General features: G+C 65.6%; 18 protein-coding genes and 1 pseudogene. 9 read left to right on the plus strand and 10 right to left on the minus strand.

Annotated features, from left to right (window positions below; translation table 11 throughout):
• Positions 1 to 113: 113 nt before the first annotated feature.
• Both P5705_RS06130 and P5705_RS06135 read right to left on the minus strand, forming a co-directional pair.
• Positions 114 to 1,836, minus strand: a pseudogene (locus P5705_RS06130) (DEAD/DEAH box helicase).
• 341 nt (positions 1,837 to 2,177) lie between these two features.
• Entirely contained in the window at positions 2,178 to 2,933 is a 756-nt protein-coding gene (locus tag P5705_RS06135; RefSeq protein WP_277460005.1) for a spermidine synthase, read from the minus strand.
• Positions 2,934 to 3,052: 119 nt separating this feature from the next.
• On the opposite strand from P5705_RS06135, the gene P5705_RS06140 reads away from it, so the two are divergent.
• Entirely contained in the window at positions 3,053 to 4,399 is a 1,347-nt protein-coding gene (locus P5705_RS06140) for a class II 3-deoxy-7-phosphoheptulonate synthase (RefSeq protein ID WP_240065824.1), read from the plus strand.
• Here the strand turns inward: P5705_RS06140 and P5705_RS06145 are convergent.
• Together P5705_RS06145 and P5705_RS06150 are read right to left on the minus strand one after the other, a co-directional pair.
• Complete coding sequence (locus P5705_RS06145) at positions 4,380 to 5,600, minus strand: winged helix-turn-helix domain-containing protein (RefSeq protein WP_277460006.1); 1,221 nt, start codon at positions 5,598 to 5,600, stop codon at positions 4,380 to 4,382. The genes P5705_RS06140 and P5705_RS06145 overlap by 20 nt on opposite strands.
• 112 nt (positions 5,601 to 5,712) lie before the next feature.
• Positions 5,713 to 5,931 (minus strand): DUF1127 domain-containing protein, encoded by a 219-nt coding sequence (locus P5705_RS06150; RefSeq protein WP_044488695.1) that lies wholly within the window; start codon positions 5,929 to 5,931, stop codon positions 5,713 to 5,715.
• A 96-nt stretch (positions 5,932 to 6,027) separates the two neighbouring features.
• Between P5705_RS06150 and P5705_RS06155 the strand changes: the two genes are divergently transcribed.
• Positions 6,028 to 6,879, plus strand: coding sequence for a LysR substrate-binding domain-containing protein (locus tag P5705_RS06155; protein ID WP_213660121.1), 852 nt, complete (start codon positions 6,028 to 6,030; stop codon positions 6,877 to 6,879).
• Positions 6,880 to 6,978: 99 nt separating this feature from the next.
• On the opposite strand, the gene P5705_RS06160 is transcribed toward P5705_RS06155, so the two are convergent.
• The gene (locus P5705_RS06160; RefSeq protein WP_277460007.1) at positions 6,979 to 7,728 is read right to left on the minus strand and encodes a sulfite exporter TauE/SafE family protein; all 750 of its coding nucleotides are present in this window, start codon (positions 7,726 to 7,728) and stop codon (positions 6,979 to 6,981) included.
• 111 nt (positions 7,729 to 7,839) lie between these two features.
• Here P5705_RS06160 and P5705_RS06165 point away from each other — a divergent pair, with 111 nt between their 5' ends.
• From P5705_RS06165 to P5705_RS06175, 3 genes are all read left to right on the plus strand, one after another.
• A complete protein-coding gene (locus tag P5705_RS06165; RefSeq protein WP_277460008.1) occupies positions 7,840 to 8,796 on the plus strand; it encodes a LysR family transcriptional regulator in 957 nt (318 codons plus the stop codon).
• Between the two features lie 55 nt (positions 8,797 to 8,851).
• Positions 8,852 to 9,307, plus strand: a complete 456-nt coding sequence (locus tag P5705_RS06170) for a MarR family winged helix-turn-helix transcriptional regulator (protein WP_277460009.1) — start codon at positions 8,852 to 8,854, stop codon at positions 9,305 to 9,307.
• A gap of 131 nt (positions 9,308 to 9,438) precedes the next feature.
• Entirely contained in the window at positions 9,439 to 9,867 is a 429-nt protein-coding gene (locus P5705_RS06175; protein ID WP_011532840.1) for an organic hydroperoxide resistance protein, read from the plus strand.
• Positions 9,868 to 10,069: 202 nt separating this feature from the next.
• Here P5705_RS06175 and efp read toward each other — a convergent pair whose 3' ends face one another.
• Both efp and earP read right to left on the minus strand, forming a co-directional pair.
• Complete coding sequence (efp, locus tag P5705_RS06180) at positions 10,070 to 10,639, minus strand: elongation factor P (protein ID WP_060483780.1); 570 nt, start codon at positions 10,637 to 10,639, stop codon at positions 10,070 to 10,072.
• Between the two features lie 48 nt (positions 10,640 to 10,687).
• The gene (earP, locus tag P5705_RS06185) at positions 10,688 to 11,821 is read right to left on the minus strand and encodes an elongation factor P maturation arginine rhamnosyltransferase EarP (RefSeq protein WP_277460010.1); all 1,134 of its coding nucleotides are present in this window, start codon (positions 11,819 to 11,821) and stop codon (positions 10,688 to 10,690) included.
• A gap of 124 nt (positions 11,822 to 11,945) precedes the next feature.
• On the opposite strand from earP, the gene P5705_RS06190 reads away from it, so the two are divergent.
• Both P5705_RS06190 and P5705_RS06195 read left to right on the plus strand, forming a co-directional pair.
• A complete protein-coding gene (locus P5705_RS06190) occupies positions 11,946 to 12,344 on the plus strand; it encodes a hypothetical protein (protein WP_277460011.1) in 399 nt (132 codons plus the stop codon).
• Positions 12,345 to 12,346: 2 nt separating this feature from the next.
• A complete protein-coding gene (locus P5705_RS06195) occupies positions 12,347 to 12,829 on the plus strand; it encodes a GreA/GreB family elongation factor (RefSeq protein ID WP_277460012.1) in 483 nt (160 codons plus the stop codon).
• 102 nt (positions 12,830 to 12,931) lie between these two features.
• Here the strand turns inward: P5705_RS06195 and P5705_RS06200 are convergent, their stop codons facing one another.
• Complete coding sequence (locus tag P5705_RS06200; RefSeq protein ID WP_277460013.1) at positions 12,932 to 13,864, minus strand: LysR family transcriptional regulator; 933 nt, start codon at positions 13,862 to 13,864, stop codon at positions 12,932 to 12,934.
• Between the two features lie 124 nt (positions 13,865 to 13,988).
• On the opposite strand from P5705_RS06200, the gene P5705_RS06205 reads away from it, so the two are divergent.
• The gene (locus P5705_RS06205; protein WP_277460014.1) at positions 13,989 to 14,738 is read left to right on the plus strand and encodes a 3-oxoacyl-ACP reductase family protein; all 750 of its coding nucleotides are present in this window, start codon (positions 13,989 to 13,991) and stop codon (positions 14,736 to 14,738) included.
• Between the two features lie 57 nt (positions 14,739 to 14,795).
• Here the strand turns inward: P5705_RS06205 and P5705_RS06210 are convergent, their stop codons facing one another.
• Positions 14,796 to 15,677, minus strand: coding sequence for a LysR family transcriptional regulator (locus P5705_RS06210; protein WP_277460015.1), 882 nt, complete (start codon positions 15,675 to 15,677; stop codon positions 14,796 to 14,798).
• Between the two features lie 108 nt (positions 15,678 to 15,785).
• Here P5705_RS06210 and P5705_RS06215 point away from each other — a divergent pair, with 108 nt between their 5' ends.
• Positions 15,786 to 16,979: an MFS transporter gene (locus P5705_RS06215; protein ID WP_277460016.1), complete on the plus strand. Its 1,194-nt coding sequence runs from the start codon at positions 15,786 to 15,788 to the stop codon at positions 16,977 to 16,979.
• Between the two features lie 108 nt (positions 16,980 to 17,087).
• On the opposite strand, the gene P5705_RS06220 is transcribed toward P5705_RS06215, so the two are convergent.
• Entirely contained in the window at positions 17,088 to 18,437 is a 1,350-nt protein-coding gene (locus tag P5705_RS06220) for a TolC family outer membrane protein (RefSeq protein ID WP_431196927.1), read from the minus strand.
• Between the last annotated feature and the right edge of the window lie 5 nt (positions 18,438 to 18,442).

Consider the following 18,442-nt stretch of genomic DNA (forward strand, 5'->3'; position numbering starts at 1 on the left):
GCGCCGCACAGCGGCGCTCGATCTGCGCCCCCCCTCAAACCCCAGAACAATCACCCGCCACCCAAAAAAAATCCCCGACCAAGGCCGGGGATTTTTTCATTGCAGCGCCAGGATCAATCCTCGCGGTAGCGACGCAGCTTCAGCTGCTTGCCGGCCACGCGGGTATCCTTGAGCTTGGTCAGCAGACGCTCCAGGCCATCTTCCGGCAGCTCGATCAGGCTGAAGCTGTCACGCACCTGGATACGGCCGATGGCGTCGCGGGCCAGGCCACCCTCGTTGAGGATCGCGCCCAGCAGGTTCTTCGCGGCGATGCCGTCACGGGCACCCAGGGCGGTACGGCAACGCACGCGGCCTTCGGCCAGCGGCATCGGCGCGCGACGCTCGCGGTCACCACGATCGCCACGGTCGCTGCGCTCACCACGCTCGGCGCGCTCACCGCTGCGCTCGCGCGGAGCGTAGGTGGGTACCAGCGGCTGTTCACGCTCAACGGTCGCGAGGTCCAGCGCCTGGCCATTGGTGGCCTTGCGCAGCAGGGCGGCGGACAGCGCACGCGGGCTGCAGCCCAGGGCGGCGGTCAGGCGGTCGAACAGCTCGCCATGGGTGGCTTCCGCTTCGGCTACCAGCGGCGCCAGGCTGTTGGTCAGCTTCTTGATGCGGGCATCCAGCACGGCCTGGGCGTTCGGCAGGCGCGCTTCGGCAACCTTCTGCCCGGTGACACGCTCGATGACCTGCAGCATGCGGCGCTCACGCGGGGTGACCAGCAGCAGCGCACGGCCTTCGCGACCGGCACGGCCGGTACGGCCGATACGGTGCACGTAGGACTCCGGGTCGTACGGCATGTCGACGTTGAACACGTGGGTGATGCGCGGTACGTCCAGGCCACGGGCGGCGACGTCGGTGGCGACGACGATGTCCAGGCGGCCATCCTTGAGCGAGTCGATCACGCGCTCACGCTGGTTCTGGGCAATGTCGCCGTTCAGCGCGGCAGCCTTGTAGCCCTTGGCTTCCAGCGCGGCGGCCAGGTCCAGGGTGGCTTGCTTGGTGCGCACGAAGGCGATCAGCGCGTCGAACTCTTCCACTTCCAGCAGGCGCAGCACGGCCGGGATCTTCTGGTCGGCGTGGACCATCAGGTGGGCCTGGTCGATCGCGGTGACGGTTTGCGTCTTGCTCTGGATCTTGACGTGCTTGGGCTCGCGCAGGTGACGCTCGGCGATCGAACGGATCGACGACGGCAGGGTGGCGGAGAACAGCACGGTCTGGCGCGAGGCAGGGATGGCGTCGAAGATCACTTCGAGGTCGTCCATGAAGCCCAGCTTGAGCATTTCGTCGGCTTCGTCCAGTACCAGGTACTGCACGGTGGACAGGACTTTCTCGTCGCGACGCAGGTGGTCGCACAGGCGGCCCGGGGTGGCGACGACGATCTGAGCGCCATTGCGAATGGCACGCAGCTGTGGGCCCATCGGGGCACCACCGTACACGGCCACCACGTTAACGCCCGGCATCTGCTTGGCGTAGGTTTCGAAAGCGGTGGCTACTTGCAGCGCCAACTCACGGGTTGGCGCCAGGATCAGGGCTTGCGGTTCGCGCTTGCTCACGTCGATCTTGTTGAGGATCGGCAGGGCGAAGGCAGCGGTCTTGCCGGTGCCAGTCTGCGCCTGGCCGATCATGTCATGACCGGCGAGGATGATCGGGATCGACTGATGCTGAATAGCGGACGGCTCTTCGTAGCCGGTGGCCAGAACAGCAGCAACGATATTCGGATTGAGATCGAGAGCGGCGAATCCGCCGGTTTCCTGGGTCATGGGTCTGCCTCTAGGTGCATCCGCAAAGACCCATGCTCCAAAACTGCACATGCCTTGAAAGACCAGAAGGTCACCCAGGCAGCTTTGGCGGCGGGGATTTGCGAAAACGATTGAAATAGGAACGTCTTGGGAAGGTCCGCCTAGCGGACGCGCAGCCGAAGCTGGATTCGGAGGATTTGCACCACCTGATTTTGAGGTCCGCTAAAAGACCGGCGCGTACTATACCCGAATCTGGCGAAAACCGTGAGAAATATTTCGAGCAAATGGGCCATTAGGTGGCCACCCCTGCCGAGGCGCTGAATCGATTCCACAGCGGTTCGCCGGCAAGCCGGCTCCTACAGGTAGAACGCACGCTTTGCCGGCGAACCCGGTGACTCAGGTCGCCGGGCGAACCTCTTTGATCAGGTACTCCAGCGAATACCCCAAGCGCGGCGCCAACGCTTCGGCCCGGGCCCGCAGCCCGTCGCTATCCAGCGTTTGATCGAGATCGGCCGGCACCAGCAGGATGACGTTGCCCTCCTTCACCGGCAACTCCCAGTAATGCCGGTGATACAGCCCACGCAGCAAGGCCGCGCCCAGCGGCCTGCCGTCATCCCCGGCCCACTGGTTGATCACCAGCCAGCCACCGGGGTTGAGCTGTTTCTGGCAGTTCTCCAGGAAGCCCCAGGCCAGGTGCCCGACTCCAGGCCCGGTGTCGGTATACAGGTCGACGAACAACAGGTCGGCCTTTTCCGCCGTGGGCAGCAGCTCGATGGCATCGCCCACCCGCACATAAAGGCGCGGATCGTCGTCCAGCCCCATGTACTCCATGGCCAGGCGCGGCACGTCCGGGCGCAGCTCGATGGCCTCGACGTCCTCCAGCGGCAGGAACTTCAGGCAGGCTTGGGTGAGAGTGCCGGCGCCCAGCCCCAGGAACAGCGCGCTTTCCGGCTGCTCATGGCACAGCGCGCCGACCAGCATCGCGCGGGTGTAGTCGTACTCCAGCCAGCTGGGGTCGGCGACGAAGGTGCAGCTCTGCTCGATGGCGTCACCGAACTCGAGGAAGCGGTAATCCTCCACCTCGTACACGCTGATCACGCCAAAGGCATCTTCGACCCGGGCCAGCAGCCGCTCTTCCCGCTCCATCGCCATCCCTACCACCTGCCCGCGCAAAACGCGTATTGTCCGCCAATGCCGGTGGTGCAACAAGCGCACCGCCAGCGGTACCATGGCAGGTACGACTGAACCGACACTTATGGATAGAGCACTCGATGACCCAACCCTGGACCCCCGACAGCTGGCGCGCCTTGCCGATCCAGCAGCAACCGATCTACCCCGACGCCGCCCACCTGCTGAAGGTGGAGCAGACGCTGGCCAGTTATCCGCCGCTGGTGTTCGCCGGCGAGGCCCGTGAGCTGCGCCGGCAGTTCGCCGAGGTCACCCAGGGCCGGGCCTTCCTCCTCCAGGGCGGCGACTGCGCCGAAAGCTTCGCCGAATTCTCGGCGGCGAAGATCCGCGACACCTTCAAGGTGCTGCTGCAGATGGCGATTGTCATGACCTTCGCCGCCGGCTGCCCGGTGGTCAAGGTCGGGCGCATGGCCGGCCAGTTCGCCAAGCCACGCTCCTCGGGCGATGAAACCATCGGCGACATCACCCTGCCCGCCTACCGTGGCGACATCGTCAACGGCATCGGTTTCGACAGCGCCAGCCGCATCCCCGACCCCGAACGCCTGCTGCAGGCCTACCACCAGGCCACCGCCAGTCTCAACCTGCTGCGCGCCTTCGCCCAGGGCGGCTTCGCCGACCTGCACCAGGTGCACAAGTGGAACCTGGACTTCATCGCCAACTCGGCGCTGGCCGACAAGTACCACCAGCTGGCCAACCGTATCGACGAAACCCTGGCGTTCATGCGCGCCTGCGGCCTGGACACCGCGCCGCAACTGCGCGAGACCAGTTTCTTCACCGCCCACGAAGCGCTGCTGCTCAACTATGAAGAAGCCTTCGTGCGCCGCGACAGCCTGACCGGCGACTACTACGACTGCTCGGCGCACATGCTGTGGATCGGCGACCGCACCCGCCAGCTCGACGGCGCCCATGTCGAGTTCCTGCGCGGCGTGCACAACCCGATCGGGGTCAAGGTCGGCCCGAGCATGAACACCGAAGACTTGATCCGCCTGATCGACGTGCTCAACCCGGACAACGACCCGGGCCGCCTCAACCTGATCGTGCGCATGGGCGCCGGCAAGGTCGGCGACCACCTGCCGGGGCTGATCCGCACTGTCCAGCGCGAGGGGCGCCAGGTGCTGTGGAGCTCCGACCCGATGCACGGCAACACCATCAAGGCCAGCAGCGGCTACAAGACCCGCGACTTCGCGCAGATTCTCGACGAGGTGAAGCAGTTCTTCCAGGTGCACCAGGCCGAGGGCAGCCATGCCGGTGGCATCCATATCGAGATGACCGGGCAGAACGTCACCGAGTGCATCGGCGGTGCCCGCCCGATCACCGAGGACGCCCTGTCCGACCGCTATCACACCCACTGCGACCCGCGCATGAACGCCGACCAGTCGCTGGAGCTGGCCTTCCTGATCGCCGAAACCCTCAAGCAGGTGCGCCGCTGAGCAACGCCTGACGCAGCCGGCTGCCCTCTGCGCGGGGGCAGTTCAGCTGTACCCGCTCCAGGCCCAGCCAACCCGCCAGGCGCCACAATTCGGTGGCCAGTGCCTGGTAGCCCGCCTCATCCAGCCCCGATTGCTCCTCGTGCACCGCATGCACCGCCAAACGCCCCTGGGCGCGCTCGGCACGCAGGTCCAGACGTGCGGCGATGCGTTCTTTGTACAGAAATGGCAGCACGTAATAGCCATACACCCGCTTGTGCGCCGGGGTGTAGATTTCCAGGCGGTAGCGGAAGTCGAACAGCCGCTCGGTGCGGCTGCGTTCCCAGACCAGCGAATCGAAAGGCGAGAGCAAGGCGCTGGCGGCGATGCGCCGGGGTATCCGCGGCGCCCCCGCCACATAGCCGGGCTGCTTCCAGCCTTGTACCGTGCAAGCCTGCAGATGCCCCTCTTCCAGCAAGTCGGCGACGGCGGCCTTGCTCTGTTGCGGCGACAGGCGGAAGTAGTCGCGCAGGTCCTGTTCGGTGGCCACGCCCAGGGCGGTGGCAGCGTGCAACAGCAGGCTCCGGTGCGCCTCGCGCTCATCCGGGGGCGGCTGGTCGAGAACGGCCGAGGGTAAGACGCGCTCTGGCAGGTCGTAGAGGCGTTCGAAGCCGCGGCGCCCGGCCACGGTGACTTCGCCTGCGGCGAACAGCCACTCCAGTGCGTGCTTCTCTTCGCTCCAGTCCCACCAGGGGCCGGCCCGCTCCTCGCGGGTCGACAGGCTGCCCGCACCCAGCGCGCCCTGGTCGCGTACGGCGGCCATTACCCGCTCGATCACATCGCGACGCTCGCGACCGAAGGCTGCCAGTTGCCGATAGATGCCCTTGCCTTCGCGGGCGTGTGCCATGCGCCAGCGCATGGCCGGGTACAACTCCAGCGGCAACAGCGAGGCTTCGTGCCCCCAGTATTCGAACAGCCGGCGCTGGCGCCGCTTGCCCCAGGCGAGCTGGTCGAGCAAGGCGGGCGAATAATCGCCCAGGCGGGAGAACAGCGGCAGGTAATGGGAACGCACCAAGGCATTGACCGAATCGATCTGCACCACACCCAGGCGCTGGAGCATGCGCTTGAGATGGGCCAGGGTGGCCGGGGTGTCGGGCGATTTGCCGAAGCCTTGGGCGGACAAAACCAGGCGCCGGGCCTGGGCAAGGGACAGGTTGAGGGGCATCCGCAGTGGCTCCGAAATTGACGATGGCCGCAAAAGCGTTCGCCGGCAAAGCCGGCTCCTACAAGGTATACGCAAATCGCTGTAGGAGCCGGCCTTGCCGGCGAAAGCGGCCTTACTTGCGCAGCGGATCCTCCCAGAAATGCCGCTCGGCTTCCTGCTGGATGTCGGCCCGCGACAACCCCAGGTCGTGCAGCGTGGCATCGCTCAGGCGCGCCAGCTCATCACGCTGGCGATGCAGTTCGTACCAGCGCACCAGCAACCCGCCGGCCCCGTGCAGCCAGTGGTTCAAGGTGGACACGGGCTGGTGAGCAACGTTGAAATGACCTTTCATCTTGACGCCCTCCTTGTGGATGGCTCCAGTCTCGTCCCAGGCCTAAGATCAATCCAACGAATGTTTCTGATGCCATGCATCTCGGAGATTGATGCAATGTCCCAGTATCAGAGTCTCGACGCCGACGTGCTGCGCACCTTCGTCGCCATCGCCGAGCAAGGCGGCTTCACCCGCGCCGGTGAGGTGGTCAACCGCACGCAATCCGCCGTCAGCATGCAGATGAAGCGCCTGGAAGAGGACATCCTGCAGCGCCAGCTGTTCGAGCGCGATGGCCGCCAGGTGCGCCTGACCGCCGAGGGGCAGGTCCTGCTGGGCTATGCCCGGCGCATCCTCAAGCTGCACGGCGAGGTGTTCAACACCCTGCGCATGCCGCACATGGTCGGGGTGGTGCGCATCGGTACGCCGGACGACTACGCCATGCGCTACCTGCCGACCATCCTTTCCAGCTTTGCCCAGGACTACCCGCTGATCCACGTCGAAGTGCACTGCGACTCCTCCAAGCAACTGATGCTGCGCCAGGACCTGGACCTGACCATCGTCACCCGCGAACCAGGCAACGAAGTGGGCCAGATGCTGCGCCAGGAACGCCTGGTGTGGGCTGCGGCGCACGGTTTCTGCCCCGAGGAGCAACGGCCGATGCCCCTGGCGCTGTTCAACACCGATTGTTTCTGCCGTGCCTGGACCTGCAACGCGCTGGAGCAGCGCGGCATCGAGTACCGCATCGCCTATACCAGCCCGAGCCTGGCGGCGATCTTCGCCATCGTCAGCGCCGGGCTGGCGGTGACCGCGCAGTTGCGCAGCCTGGTGGGCGACGACCTGCGCATGCTCGGGGAAGAGGAAGGCTTGCCGCAGCTGCACATGGCCAATGTGATGCTGCTGCGCAATACGCAGAGCCAGTCGCCGATTACCGACTGCATGGCCGAATACATCGTCGAAGGGTTCAAGTAGGCGCGGCTTTAGCCGCGATGCAGGCGCCGCGGTGGGTGGCCCCCGCTTCGCGGGTGATCGCGGCTGAAGCCGCTCCTACAGGTGATGGCCCGCTACGATCTAGAGCTCGAATCCAAGCATCACCGCACACACCACCAGGAACACACAGAACAGCGTGCGCAACACCTTCTCCGGCAGCGCATGGGCCAACTTCACCCCCCAGCTGATACTGAGCAAACCACCCACCGCCAGCGGAACCCCGACGCTCCAGTCAACGCTTTGATGCAAGCCATAGGTCAGCAGCGTGACCATCGTGCTCGGCGCCGCCAGCGCCAGCGACAGCCCCTGAGCCACCACCTGGGTGGTACCAAACACGCTGGTCAGGATCGGCGTGGCCACCACCGCCCCGCCCACGCCGAACAGCCCGCCCATGGTCCCGGCGAAGCTGCCCAGCACACCGAGCCAAGGCCACGGGTAGCGCAGCGCGTTGCTCGGCGGCCTGACCGGCAGGAACATCCGCGCCACGTTCCACAGCGCCAAGGCCACCAGGAAACCGACGAAGTACAGGCGCATCGACTGGGCATCGATACCCACCGCCCAGATCGAGCCCAGCCAGGCGAACAGGAAACTGCACAGCGACAGCGGCACCGCGTGCCGTAATTCGATGCGGTTGCGCTGGTGGTAGCGCCACAAGGCCAACAGCACGTTGGGTACCACCATCACCAGCGCGGTGCCCTGGGCCAGTTGCTGGTCAAGGCCGAACAGCACGCCCAGCGCCGGGATGGCGATCAGCCCGCCACCGATACCAAACAGGCCCCCCAAGGTGCCCAGCGCGGCGCCCAACACGATATACATCAACCACTCGATCATCAGTGCCTCGATCACCCGCGTTAAAAGATGCAGGCATGCTAACCAGCGACGGCTGGCTGGGAAACGCACAGCAGCGCACAATGGCTTTGCGCATTTCGCATAGGCAAATCCATGAGTCCCGATATCCTCACCGAACAACTGAGCCTGTTTCTCGATGTACTGGAGACCGGCAGCTTCTCCGCTGCGGCCCGGCGTCATCCGCTGACCCCCTCCGCCGTGGCCCGGCGCATCGACAACCTGGAAAGCGCCGTGGGCAGCCGGCTGTTCTCGCGCAGCACCCATGCCGTACGCGCGACCCCGGCGGGCAATGCCTTCGCCGAACGGGCCCGGCGCATCATCGAGGAACTGCGCCTGGCCCGCGCCGAGGCAGTGTCGCTGAGCAACGCCCCCGAGGGGCTTATCCGTATCGACGCCCCCGCCGCCTTTGGCCGCCGCCACCTGGCCCCGGCCATCGCCGACTTCCTGGTGGCCTACCCCGGGCTCGACGTGCAACTGCGCCTGATCGACAGCTTCGTCGACCTGCATGGCAGTCACTTGGGCGAGGTCGACCTGGTGCTGCGCGCCGGCCCCCTGGCCGACACCCGTCTGGTCGCCACACCGCTGGCCTACATGGTACGCATCGCCTGCGCCAGCCCCACCTATCTGGCCAGCCGGGGGATGCCGGCCTGCCCCAGCGAACTGCCTGGGCATGATGGCCTCGACTGGGACGGCCTGGCCCCGCCCTTCGCCTGGCGCTTCACCGTCGACGGCCAGGTGCGCCTGTATCGCCCGGCACGCATGCGCATGGCCGCCAACAATGCCGAGACCTTGCTGTTCGGCGCCCTGGCCGGGCTAGGCATCGCCCACCTGCCCACCTGGCTGATCAGTGACTACCTGCTGCGTGGCGAGTTGATCCCGCTGTTCTGCGACAACGGTTTGCCCGAGCCGGAAACCAGTGGCATCTACGCCCTGCGCCTGGAACATGAAACGAACTCTCGCAGCCGCTTGCTGCTCGAATTCCTCAAGAGCCGATTCAGCCCGGTGCCCCCCTGGGACCTGGCCCTGCGCAGCGAGCTGCGCTGGCAATGAGCGCGCAAGACATTCGCGTGCTAGATTTTACAACTCAGACGACTCAAGGACCTGCATGAACGCCGACACCCAAACCCCCTGCGCCGAGCTGCTGCTGGACAACCAGGTCTGCTTTGCCCTGCACTCCACGTCGCTGCTGATGACCAAGGTCTACAAGCCCCTGCTGCAGGCCCTGGGCCTCACTTACCCGCAGTACCTGGCCATGCTCGTGCTGTGGGAACAGGACGGGCTGACCGTGGGGGAAATCAGCCAACGCCTGCTCACCGACCCGGGTTCGCTGACGCCACTGCTCAAGCGCCTGGAGGGCGAAGGCCTGCTCAAACGCAGCCGCAGTCGCGAGGATGAACGCGTGGTGCTGGTGCAACTGACAGACAAAGGCCGGGCCTTGCAGGCCGAAGCCCGACGCGTCCCCCACTGCATCCTGCAGGCCAGCGGCCAAAGCGCCGAGCAACTGCGAAAACTCCAGGCCGACCTGCTGGCCCTGCGCGCGCACCTGCAAGAAAACCTCTGACGGCTATGCTGTGAACTAGCTGTCTCGACGAATGGCCGAAGAATTATCTTGCGCACTAAACAATTGCGCGCTAATTTAATTTCCGTACCCACTCAGCGCCCCAGGCGCACAGCACACAAGCGAGGCTCAAGATGCAAAAGGTCACTCCGCTGTACATCGCAGAAGCCACCTCCACTGGCGGTCGCGACGGCAAATCCCGCTCCAGCGACGGCAAGCTGGAGGTCAAGCTGAGCACCCCGAAGGAGCTGGGCGGCGCGGGCGGTGAAGGCACCAACCCCGAGCAGATGTTCGCCGCCGGTTACTCTGCCTGCTTCATCGGCGCGCTGAAGTTCGTGGCCGGGCAGGAGAAGAAGGCACTGCCGGCCGATGCGTCGATCACCGCCAAGGTGGGTATCGGGCAGATCCCGGGTGGCTTCGGGCTGGACATCGACCTGCACATCAACCTGCCGGGGCTGGCCCAGGCCGATGCTGAGGGGCTGGTGGAGAAGGCGCACAAGGTCTGCCCTTATTCCAACGCCACCCGCGGCAATGTGGATGTGCGCTTGCATGTGACCGTGTAACAGGAAGCAAGCCCTGTAGGAGCGGCCTTGTGCCGCGAAAGGGCCGCAAAGCGGCCCTAGGCATTTGCAAACCAACGCCAGGGGGCGCCTCGCGCCCCTTTCGCGGCACAAGGCCGCTCCTACAAGGAGTGTACGTATCCTGAAATCAGGCACAAAAAAACCCGGCCAAGGCCGGGTTTTTCGTGCTCATCGCAAGAAGCAATTACTTCTTGGAACGGCCCTTGAAGCTGTTGTCGCGAGTGTCGATGTCGATCCACTCGTCGATCTGGATGAAGTCGGCAACCGAAATCTCGGTACCGTTCTTCAGCTTGGCAGGCTTCATGACCTTGCCGGAGGTGTCGCCACGGGCGGCGTTCTCGGTGTAGACAACCTGACGGCTGATGGTGGTCGGCAGTTCTACCGATACCAGGCGGCCTTCGAAGAAGACGGCTTCGCAGATGTCTTCCATGCCTTCTTCGATGTACGGCAGAACGGCGTCGATGTCTTCGGCGTTCAGTTCGTACATGGTGTAGTCGGTGGTGTCCATGAAGGTGTACGAGTCACCGCTGATGAACGACAGGGTCGCTTCTTTGCGATCCAGGATCACGTCGTCCAGCTTGTCGTCCGCACCGTATACGGTTTCGGTCTTGTAGCCGGTCAGCAGGTTCTTCAGCTTGGTCTTCATGATCGCGCTGTTACGGCCCGACTTGGTGAATTCAGCTTTCTGAACCAGCCACGGATCGTTATCGATGCGCAGAACGGTACCGGGTTTCAGTTCTTTACCAGTTTTCATTACGAAGTATCCGAATCTGGATGGATTTATAAAAATCGAGGCCGCGTATCATAGCGAATTTCGGTAAAACTGCACCAGCTTCGTGGCAAGGTCCGGCTGAGCGGCCTGCGCCGCGCACCACTGCCGGGCATGCTGGCGCAGTTCTTGCCAGTGCGGCTGCAAGGCTTGCCAGGCCTGCCCCATCGGCCGATCCATGTTCCAGGCCCGCCACAGGTCGGCCAGGGCCAGGCCGGCGGCCTCCGATAATCCAGCGCAATACAGGGCCATGAACGCCTCGAGTTTTTCCCAGTGGGCGTTCTCGTCCTGGATATAGATGTGCCACAGCATCGGCGCGCCGGCCCATTGCGCACGCACGAACGAGTCCTCGCCGCGCACCGCGTTGAAGTCGCAGCTCCACAGCAGTCGGTCGTAGTCGTCCTGGCTGACGAACGGCAGCACCTGCACGGTCAACGCACCACGCCGATGTACCGCGCCCACGGGCAGGCCCGGCTCGCCCAGCCATTGGCCGAGGTCACCCAGGATGCGCCCTTGGGGAACCAGCAGATGGGTGGGGTGCACATCGGCCGCCAGCACGTCGAGCCAATTGCCCAGTTGCGGATTCTCATAGGCGAACAGCGAAATCAACCGGGCATCTGCCTGGGCCTGGATACCCAGCCCGGCCAGGAAGTTCTCCCGCTCTCCAGGCCCCTGCCGGAATAGCTCGCAACGCGGCAGCAACGAAGCCTCGCGCAGCAAACCGCCGGTACGCTCGGTGAAGCCGGGGAAGAAGAAGATCTTGCGCAGCCCATTGGCCTGGGGCGACGGCAACCCGTGGCAGCCCTGCACCCAGTCTTCGGCGCTGAGGTAGTCCAGGTTCAACCACAGCGGCGGCTTGGGTTGCCTGGCCATGGCCTCGACGTACGCTTCGGGCAACTGGCAGGCAAACGCGCCCACCACCACCTGGGCCGGTGTGGCGGCCTGCCATTCGGTTGGCCAATGGCAGACTTCGACACCTTGCTGCCATTGCCGGGCAGCCACCGTATCGGCCTCGGGGCACAGCCGCGCGAAGGCCGCCAGGTCGTCCACCCACAGGCGCACGGCAAGGTCATGCTCGGCCACCAACTGCCGGGCCAGGCGCCAGGTCACGCCGATATCACCGAAGTTGTCGACGACGGTGCAGAAGATGTCCCAGGTGGTTTTCATCGCCACGTTCCGTTACCTGCGAAAAAGACCGCGGATTCTGCGGATAATTACGCGCGGACAAAAGCAAAATATCCTCGCACCCATGCGACAATGCCGCCACCGATCCGCCTGCCAGGAGGCCGCCATGCCCCGCCCCCGCGAACTGAAGATCACCCTGAAACCCGTGCAACTGATCCTGTGCGTCGCCTTCGGCCTGTGGCTGGGGGCCGTGGCCATCGCCCTGAGCCTGTGGCTGGCCTTGCGCTTGTGGCCTGAACAGGCACAACCAGTAGCCCAGGCCGTCGCCCCAGCTTTCATCCAGCCCGCGCCGGCCTCGACACCAACCCAGCCGGTGGATGCCCAGACTGAAATGTTCGAGCATTACAAGGACATCCTGCACAAGCAGGAACTGCAGCAGGCAGCCGACGCTGCCCAGGGCAGCCCGCGCAACCTGAACAACCCCAAGTGCCAGTTCTGGCTGCAACAGAACCGCACCGCGCCGACCGACAAGAGCCAGGCCAACGTGCTGGAGTTCTGCTACTGACCATGGACAAGGCCAACCTGCTGCAGCGCATCATCGCCACCCTCGAGCACGACATGGAGGTGCTGCGCCGCGCCGCCCAGACCGCCTACGAGGCGGCCACCGCAGAAGAGAACATCGCCGAGAACAAGTACGACACCCTGGGGTTGGAAGCGTCGTACCTGGCCACCGGGCAGGCCCGGCGCACCGCCGAAATCCGCCAGGCGCTGTTGACCTACCAGCAAATGGCACTGCGTGATTACGAGCCGGCGCGGGGGATCCAGATCGGCTGCCTGGTGACGCTGGAAGACCAGGACGGCCAGCAGCGCCAGCTGTTCCTCGGGCCGGAAGGCGCCGGCCTGAAGATTGGCGAGGGCGACGCGCTGGTGACCGTGATCACCCCACGGGCACCGCTGGGACAGCAGTTGGTTGGCAAGCGGCTGGATGACGAGGTAAGCCTGGTGGTGAACGGTATCACCCAGATCCAGGTCATCATCGAGGTCGCCTGAACACCGCGCCCCGTTGTAGGAGCCAGCCTTGCTGGCGAACCGGCCGATGCGCATTGGCAAGGCTGCGCCTTGCATCGCCAGCAAGGCTGGCTCCTACAAGGGTCACAGGGGCTGTAACGCGTTGAACCGCTCCGCCAGCCCCTGCTCGGCAAACTGCTCCGCCACGAAATCGATGAACGCCCGGGTCTTGCCCGGCAGCAGCTTGTGCTCAGCGTAGTACAGGCTGATGCTGCCATCGTCCACGTACCAGTCGGGCAACACCCGGCTCAGCCGCCCGGCGCTGAGGTAAGGGACAGCGAACGGCAGGCTCACCAAGGCAATCCCCAACCCCTGTTCGGCCACCGCACAGGCAGCGTCGGAGTCGCTCATGGTCATGCTCTGCGGCAATTGCAGCGGGCACTGCTCCTGCCAGCGGCTGGTCAGCGGCCAGGAACGCACTCGCCCGGTCTGCGGCGAGCGGATGAGAATGCCTTGATGAGCCTGCAATGCCTGGGGATGGTCGATCCGGGCGTGCCGCTGCAAATAGCCCGGCGCCGCCACCAGCACCCGGTGCGCCGGGGTCAGCTTGCGCGCCACCACCCCCAAAGGCAGCTCGAATCCACCACCGATGGCGGCATCGAAACCCTGGCCGATCAGGTCGACCTGGCGGTTGTCGAAGTGCCAGTCCGGGGTGATCGCCGGGTAACGACACAAGAACTCGCCCAGCAGCGGCAACACATACAGCCGCCCGAACACCGTGCCCATGCTCACCCGCAGCAACCCGGCCGGCTGACCCTCAGCGCTGGCCAGGTTGGCGACGGCGTACTGGATGGTGCGGAAACTGTCGCTCACCTCCCCCAGGAAGCGCTGCCCGGCTTCGGTCAGGGTGAGCTTGCGGGTGCTGCGCTGGAACAGCCGCACCCCCAGGCGCGCCTCCAGTTGCGCGACGTTCTTGCCCACCGCGGCCGGGGTCAGCGACAGGCGCCGGGCGGCCTCGGCGAAACTGCCGACTTCGGCGCTGCGGATGAAGCATTCAAGGCTGCTGAAGGATTCCATGGCACTCATTCACAACCAAAGGTTTACTCTGCTGATAGTGATTGCGATCTTATCAGCAGGTAATCCTGGGCGGATACTGCACCCATCCAAGGCATCCGGCCTTGCATGTATGCAGGAGATCAGCATGTCCCAGCAACTTCCCCTCAGCGGCAAAGTGGCCCTCGTCCAGGGCGGTTCCCGTGGTATCGGCGCGGCCATCGTCCGTCGCCTGGCCCAGGACGGCGCCAAGGTCGCCTTCACCTATGTAAGCTCCGCCCAGACCGCCGAAGCCCTGGCCGGCGAGATCATCAATGCGGGCGGCCAGGCCCTGGCCCTGCGTGCCGACAGCGCCAATACCGGTGCGGTGCAGCAGGCGGTGGCCGATACCGCCAAGGCCTTCGGCGGCCTCGATATCCTGGTCAACAATGCCGGCGTGCTGGCCGTGGCGCCGGTGGCTGAATTCGACCTGGACGACTTCGATCGCCTGCTGGCGGTCAACGTGCGCAGCGTGTTCGTCGCCACCCAGGCGGCGGTGAAGCACATGGGCCAGGGCGGGCGGATCATCAACATCGGCAGCACCAACGCCGAGCGCATGCCCTTCGCTGGTGGCGCGCCGTATGCCATGAGCAAGTCGGCACTGGTGGGCCTGACCCGGGGCCTGGCGCGCGACCTGGGGCCGCAGGGCATCACCGTGAACAACGTCCAGCCCGGGCCGGTCGATACCGACATGAACCCGGCCAAGGGCGAGTTCGCCGACAGCCTGATCCCGCTGATGGCCATCGGGCGTTATGGCAAGGTCGAGGAGATTGCCAGTTTCGTTGCGTACCTGGCCGGGCCTGAGGCGGGGTACATCACTGGCGCCAGTCTGACGGCCGATGGTGGTTTCGCCGCCTGACAATGCCTGTTCGCCGGCAAGTCCGCCCTGTAGGAGCCGGCTTGCCGGCGAACCCACTCAATGACTTGCCACGAGGCTCTGTTCCATCACCTCAAGGAACGCCCGCGCCGCCGCTGTCGGGCTGGGCGACCACACCGCATACAAGTGCCGCACCGGCGCATCCAGCAAGCGCACCATGGCCACCCCTTCGAACCCCCGGGCGATCCGCTCCGGTACCAGCCCTACGGCCATGCCGCGCTGGACGAACTTTTCCACCAGGCGAACATGGCCAATCTCGAACTGCACCCGATGCCTCACCCCCGCCGCCTGAAACGCTTCGTCAGCCTGCCGCCGTGCGCCTGTACCCTCGGGAAAGTCCACCAGCACTTCGTCGATCAGGTCGGCCAGGGTCAATTGCGCGGCGCCGGCCAGCCGGTGCGCCGTCGGCAACACCGCCACCAGCTCCTCCCGCGCCAGCAGGCGATGCTGCACGCCGTGCAATACCTCGCCTTGCCACAGGCCAACAAAACCCACATCAAGCCGCCGCTCGCAGACGTCGGCCATCAGCAGTTCGCTCTTGGCCGTGAGCCAGCGCACGTCCACATCCGGATAGCGACGATGGAACACCGCCAGCAGGTCGACCAGATCCAGAGCGGTCAGCGAACTGATCTCACCGATCGACAGACGCCCCCGCACCTGCCCACACGCCGCGGCCACGTCGTCGGCGATGCGTCGGGCGGCCTCTACCGCCGGCCGGGCACTGAGCACGAAGGCTTCGCCAGCGGGTGTCAGCCGAACCCGACGCGAACTGCGCTCGAACAAACTGACATTCAGCTGCGCCTCCAGCCGGGCCACCTGATGGCTGAGCGCCGACTGCACCACATGGCAGCGCTCGGCGGCGCGGGTGAAACTGCCGGTGTCGGCCACGGCCAGGGCGTACTCGAGCTGCTTGAGATTCATCGCTCTATCTGCTTTCGAGATGGATAACGTGAAAACTATACATTGGTGTCATGCGTGACACTTCCTGATACTTGGCCACATTCCACCTTGCCTGCAACGAGAGCGCCCATGAACACCCCGACATTGAGTCGTGCCCTGATCCTGCTGATGGCCACCGCCACCGGCCTGGCCGTGGCCAGCAACTACTACGCCCAACCGCTGCTGCACAGCATCGCCGAGCAGTTCGGCCTGAGCACCGCCAGCGCCGGCACCATCGTCATCGCCGCACAGCTGAGCTACGGCGCCGGCCTGCTGTTGCTGGCGCCGCTGGGCGACCTGTTCGAACAACGCCGGCTGATCGTGACCATGGTGCTGATCGCCACCGTGGGCCTGGTGATCAGCGCCTACGCGCCGAGCCTGCCATGGTTGCTCCTCGGCACGGCATTGACCGGGCTGTTCTCCGTGGTGGCGCAGGTGCTGGTGCCCCTGGCTGCCGCCCTGAGCGCCCCGGAACAACGCGGCCGCGCGGTGGGCACGCTGATGAGCGGCCTGCTGCTGGGCATCCTGCTGGCCCGCACCGCCGCCGGTTTCATGGCCGAGCTGGGCGGCTGGCGCAGCATCTACGTGCTGGCGGCAGTGCTGATGGCGATCACCGCCCTGGCGCTGTATCGCAGCCTGCCGCAGCACCGCAGCCATGCCGGCCTGAAGTACCCGGCGCTGATCGGCTCGGTGTTCCGGCTGTTCGTCGAAGAGCCGGTGCTGCGCCTGCGCTCGCTGCTGGGGCTGTTGGCGTTCAGTCTGTTCGCCCTGTTCTGGACGCCGCTGGCGTTCCTGCTGAGCAGAGAGCCCTACCACTACGCCGACGCGGTGATCGGCCTGTTCGGCCTGGCCGGCGCGGTGGGCGCGCTGGCGGCCAACTGGGCCGGGCGCCTGGCCGACCGTGGCAAGGGCGCGCTAGGGACCACGGTGGGGCTGGTGGCGCTGTTGCTGTCGTGGGTGCCGCTGGGCTTTGCGCAAAGCTCACTGGTGGCGCTGCTGGTGGGCGTGCTGGTGCTGGACCTGGCGGTGCAGTTGATCCACGTGAGCAACCAGAATGCGGTGATCGCGCTGCGCCCCGAAGCGCGGACGCGGCTCAACGCCGGGTACATCACCTGCTACTTCATCGGTGGCGCACTGGGTTCGTTGCTGGGGACGCAGCTGTTCGAGGTGCATGGCTGGATGGGGATCGTCGTCGCCGGGCTGGTGATCGGAGCCCTGGCGCTACTGGTGTGGGGGCTGGCGGAGCGCAAGCGGGTGAAGGTGGCGCCCAGCGCAGCCCTTTGAGCTGACACAGCCTCTGTAGGAGCGGCTTCAGCCGCGATCACCCGCAAAGCGGGTGGCAGATACCGCGTTGCGTGCATCGCGGCTGAAGCCGCTCCTACAGGTTCCCCTTCAGGATTTACCGCCCAGGAACGCCTCGTCCACCCGCGCCAGTTGCGTCTCGCTCAACACACCCGCCTCGTAGTGCAGCTTGATCCATGCCAGCAGGTAGTCATACCGCGCCTGGGCCAGGTCGCGCCGGGTGGTGGCCAGTTGCTGCTCGGCATTGAGCACGTCCAGGTTGACCCGCTCGCCGCCCTGCACGCTCTTACGGGTCGACACCACCAGCGCCTCGGCCGCCACCAGCGCCCGTTCATAGGCGCGCAGGCGGCTGGCGCCCGACTCGCAGGCGTTGTACTGCTTGCGCAACTCGATCAGGGTGCTGCGGGTCTGCCCGTCCAGCTCGTACTCGGCCTGCTCCAGGTGACGGCTGGCCTGACGCGTCGAGGCCGACACCCCGCCGCCGGCGAAGATCGGCACGCTGACCTCGATCCCCACGGTATTGGTGTCGTAGCGCTGGTTGTAGGTGTTGCCGCTGTCCGACTCCTGGCGCCGCGAAGTGGCGAAGGCCGTGACCCTGGGCAGGTGCCCGGCACGGTTGCGCTGCACTTCGTAGCGCGCCACATCCAGGGCCTGGCGCGACGAAGCCAGTTGCGGGTTGTTGGCCAGGGCACGCTCCTGCCAGGCGCCGTAACCTGTCGGGTCGACCAGCGGCAGGGCGAAGCCGACACGCAGCGGTGCCAGGTCCTCGACGCGCACGGCCGGTTCGCCGATCAACGCACCCAGCTCGCGCAGGGCGGCATCCTGGTTGTTGCGCGCCTGGATTTCCTCGGCGTCTGCCAGCTCGTAACGGGCCTGGGCTTCGAGGATGTCGGTGCGGGTGCCCTCGCCGGCATCGAACAGCCGCTGGTTCTGCTGGAACTGCTGGCGGTAGGCTTGCTTGCTGGCCACGCTGATACCGATCTGGTCCTCGGCGAACAGCGCCTGGGTATAGCTGGTCATCACCCGCACCAACAACTGCTGGCTCTGGTCGCGGAAGGTTTCGTCGGCGAACAGCGCCTGGGCCACGCCCTTGCGGTAGGCCGAATAGGCTTCGTAGTCGAACAGCGGCTGCTGGAGGATGAAACTGGAGCCCATACTGTTGTAGTTGCGGTCTTCTTCCTGGCGCCGCGAATCCCCCAGGTACTTCACCTTGGAGTCGTTGCGGCCCTTGTTGTAGTTGTAGTTCAGGGTTGGCAGCAAGCCGGCGCGGCCGATGGCGCGGTACTCCTGGCCGGCCTGCTGGGCCTTGAACGCGGCCAGGTAGGTGGGGTCGCGGCGCAGCGCCTGCTCGTAGATCTGGAACGGCCCCATGGCCGCCTGGGCGGCCACCGGCAGCCAGGCACAGGCTGCCAGCAACCCGATCAGTGGGAACTTCTTCACTGGGC

Source organism: Pseudomonas entomophila (assembly GCF_029478665.1).
Classification (GTDB): domain Bacteria; phylum Pseudomonadota; class Gammaproteobacteria; order Pseudomonadales; family Pseudomonadaceae; genus Aquipseudomonas; species Aquipseudomonas entomophila_F.

Bases quoted from the DNA above. Each gene is read 5' to 3' on its own strand.
- P5705_RS06135 (WP_277460005.1), bottom strand. From the start codon at position 2,933: ATGGCGATGGAGCGGGAAGAGCGGCTGCTGGCCCGGGTCGAAGATGCC.
- P5705_RS06150 (WP_044488695.1), bottom strand. From the start codon at position 5,931: ATGAAAGGTCATTTCAACGTTGCTCACCAGCCCGTGTCCACCTTGAAC.
- P5705_RS06170 (WP_277460009.1), top strand. From the start codon at position 8,852: ATGAACGCCGACACCCAAACCCCCTGCGCCGAGCTGCTGCTGGACAAC.
- P5705_RS06145 (WP_277460006.1), bottom strand. From the start codon at position 5,600: ATGCCCCTCAACCTGTCCCTTGCCCAGGCCCGGCGCCTGGTTTTGTCC.
- earP (WP_277460010.1), bottom strand. From the start codon at position 11,821: ATGAAAACCACCTGGGACATCTTCTGCACCGTCGTCGACAACTTCGGT.
- P5705_RS06155 (WP_213660121.1), top strand. From the start codon at position 6,028: ATGTCCCAGTATCAGAGTCTCGACGCCGACGTGCTGCGCACCTTCGTC.
- P5705_RS06195 (WP_277460012.1), top strand. From the start codon at position 12,347: ATGGACAAGGCCAACCTGCTGCAGCGCATCATCGCCACCCTCGAGCAC.
- P5705_RS06210 (WP_277460015.1), bottom strand. From the start codon at position 15,677: ATGAATCTCAAGCAGCTCGAGTACGCCCTGGCCGTGGCCGACACCGGC.
- P5705_RS06140 (WP_240065824.1), top strand. From the start codon at position 3,053: ATGACCCAACCCTGGACCCCCGACAGCTGGCGCGCCTTGCCGATCCAG.
- P5705_RS06190 (WP_277460011.1), top strand. From the start codon at position 11,946: ATGCCCCGCCCCCGCGAACTGAAGATCACCCTGAAACCCGTGCAACTG.
- P5705_RS06205 (WP_277460014.1), top strand. From the start codon at position 13,989: ATGTCCCAGCAACTTCCCCTCAGCGGCAAAGTGGCCCTCGTCCAGGGC.
- P5705_RS06165 (WP_277460008.1), top strand. From the start codon at position 7,840: ATGAGTCCCGATATCCTCACCGAACAACTGAGCCTGTTTCTCGATGTA.
- P5705_RS06160 (WP_277460007.1), bottom strand. From the start codon at position 7,728: ATGATCGAGTGGTTGATGTATATCGTGTTGGGCGCCGCGCTGGGCACC.
- P5705_RS06215 (WP_277460016.1), top strand. From the start codon at position 15,786: ATGAACACCCCGACATTGAGTCGTGCCCTGATCCTGCTGATGGCCACC.
- P5705_RS06175 (WP_011532840.1), top strand. From the start codon at position 9,439: ATGCAAAAGGTCACTCCGCTGTACATCGCAGAAGCCACCTCCACTGGC.
- P5705_RS06200 (WP_277460013.1), bottom strand. From the start codon at position 13,864: ATGGAATCCTTCAGCAGCCTTGAATGCTTCATCCGCAGCGCCGAAGTC.
- efp (WP_060483780.1), bottom strand. From the start codon at position 10,639: ATGAAAACTGGTAAAGAACTGAAACCCGGTACCGTTCTGCGCATCGAT.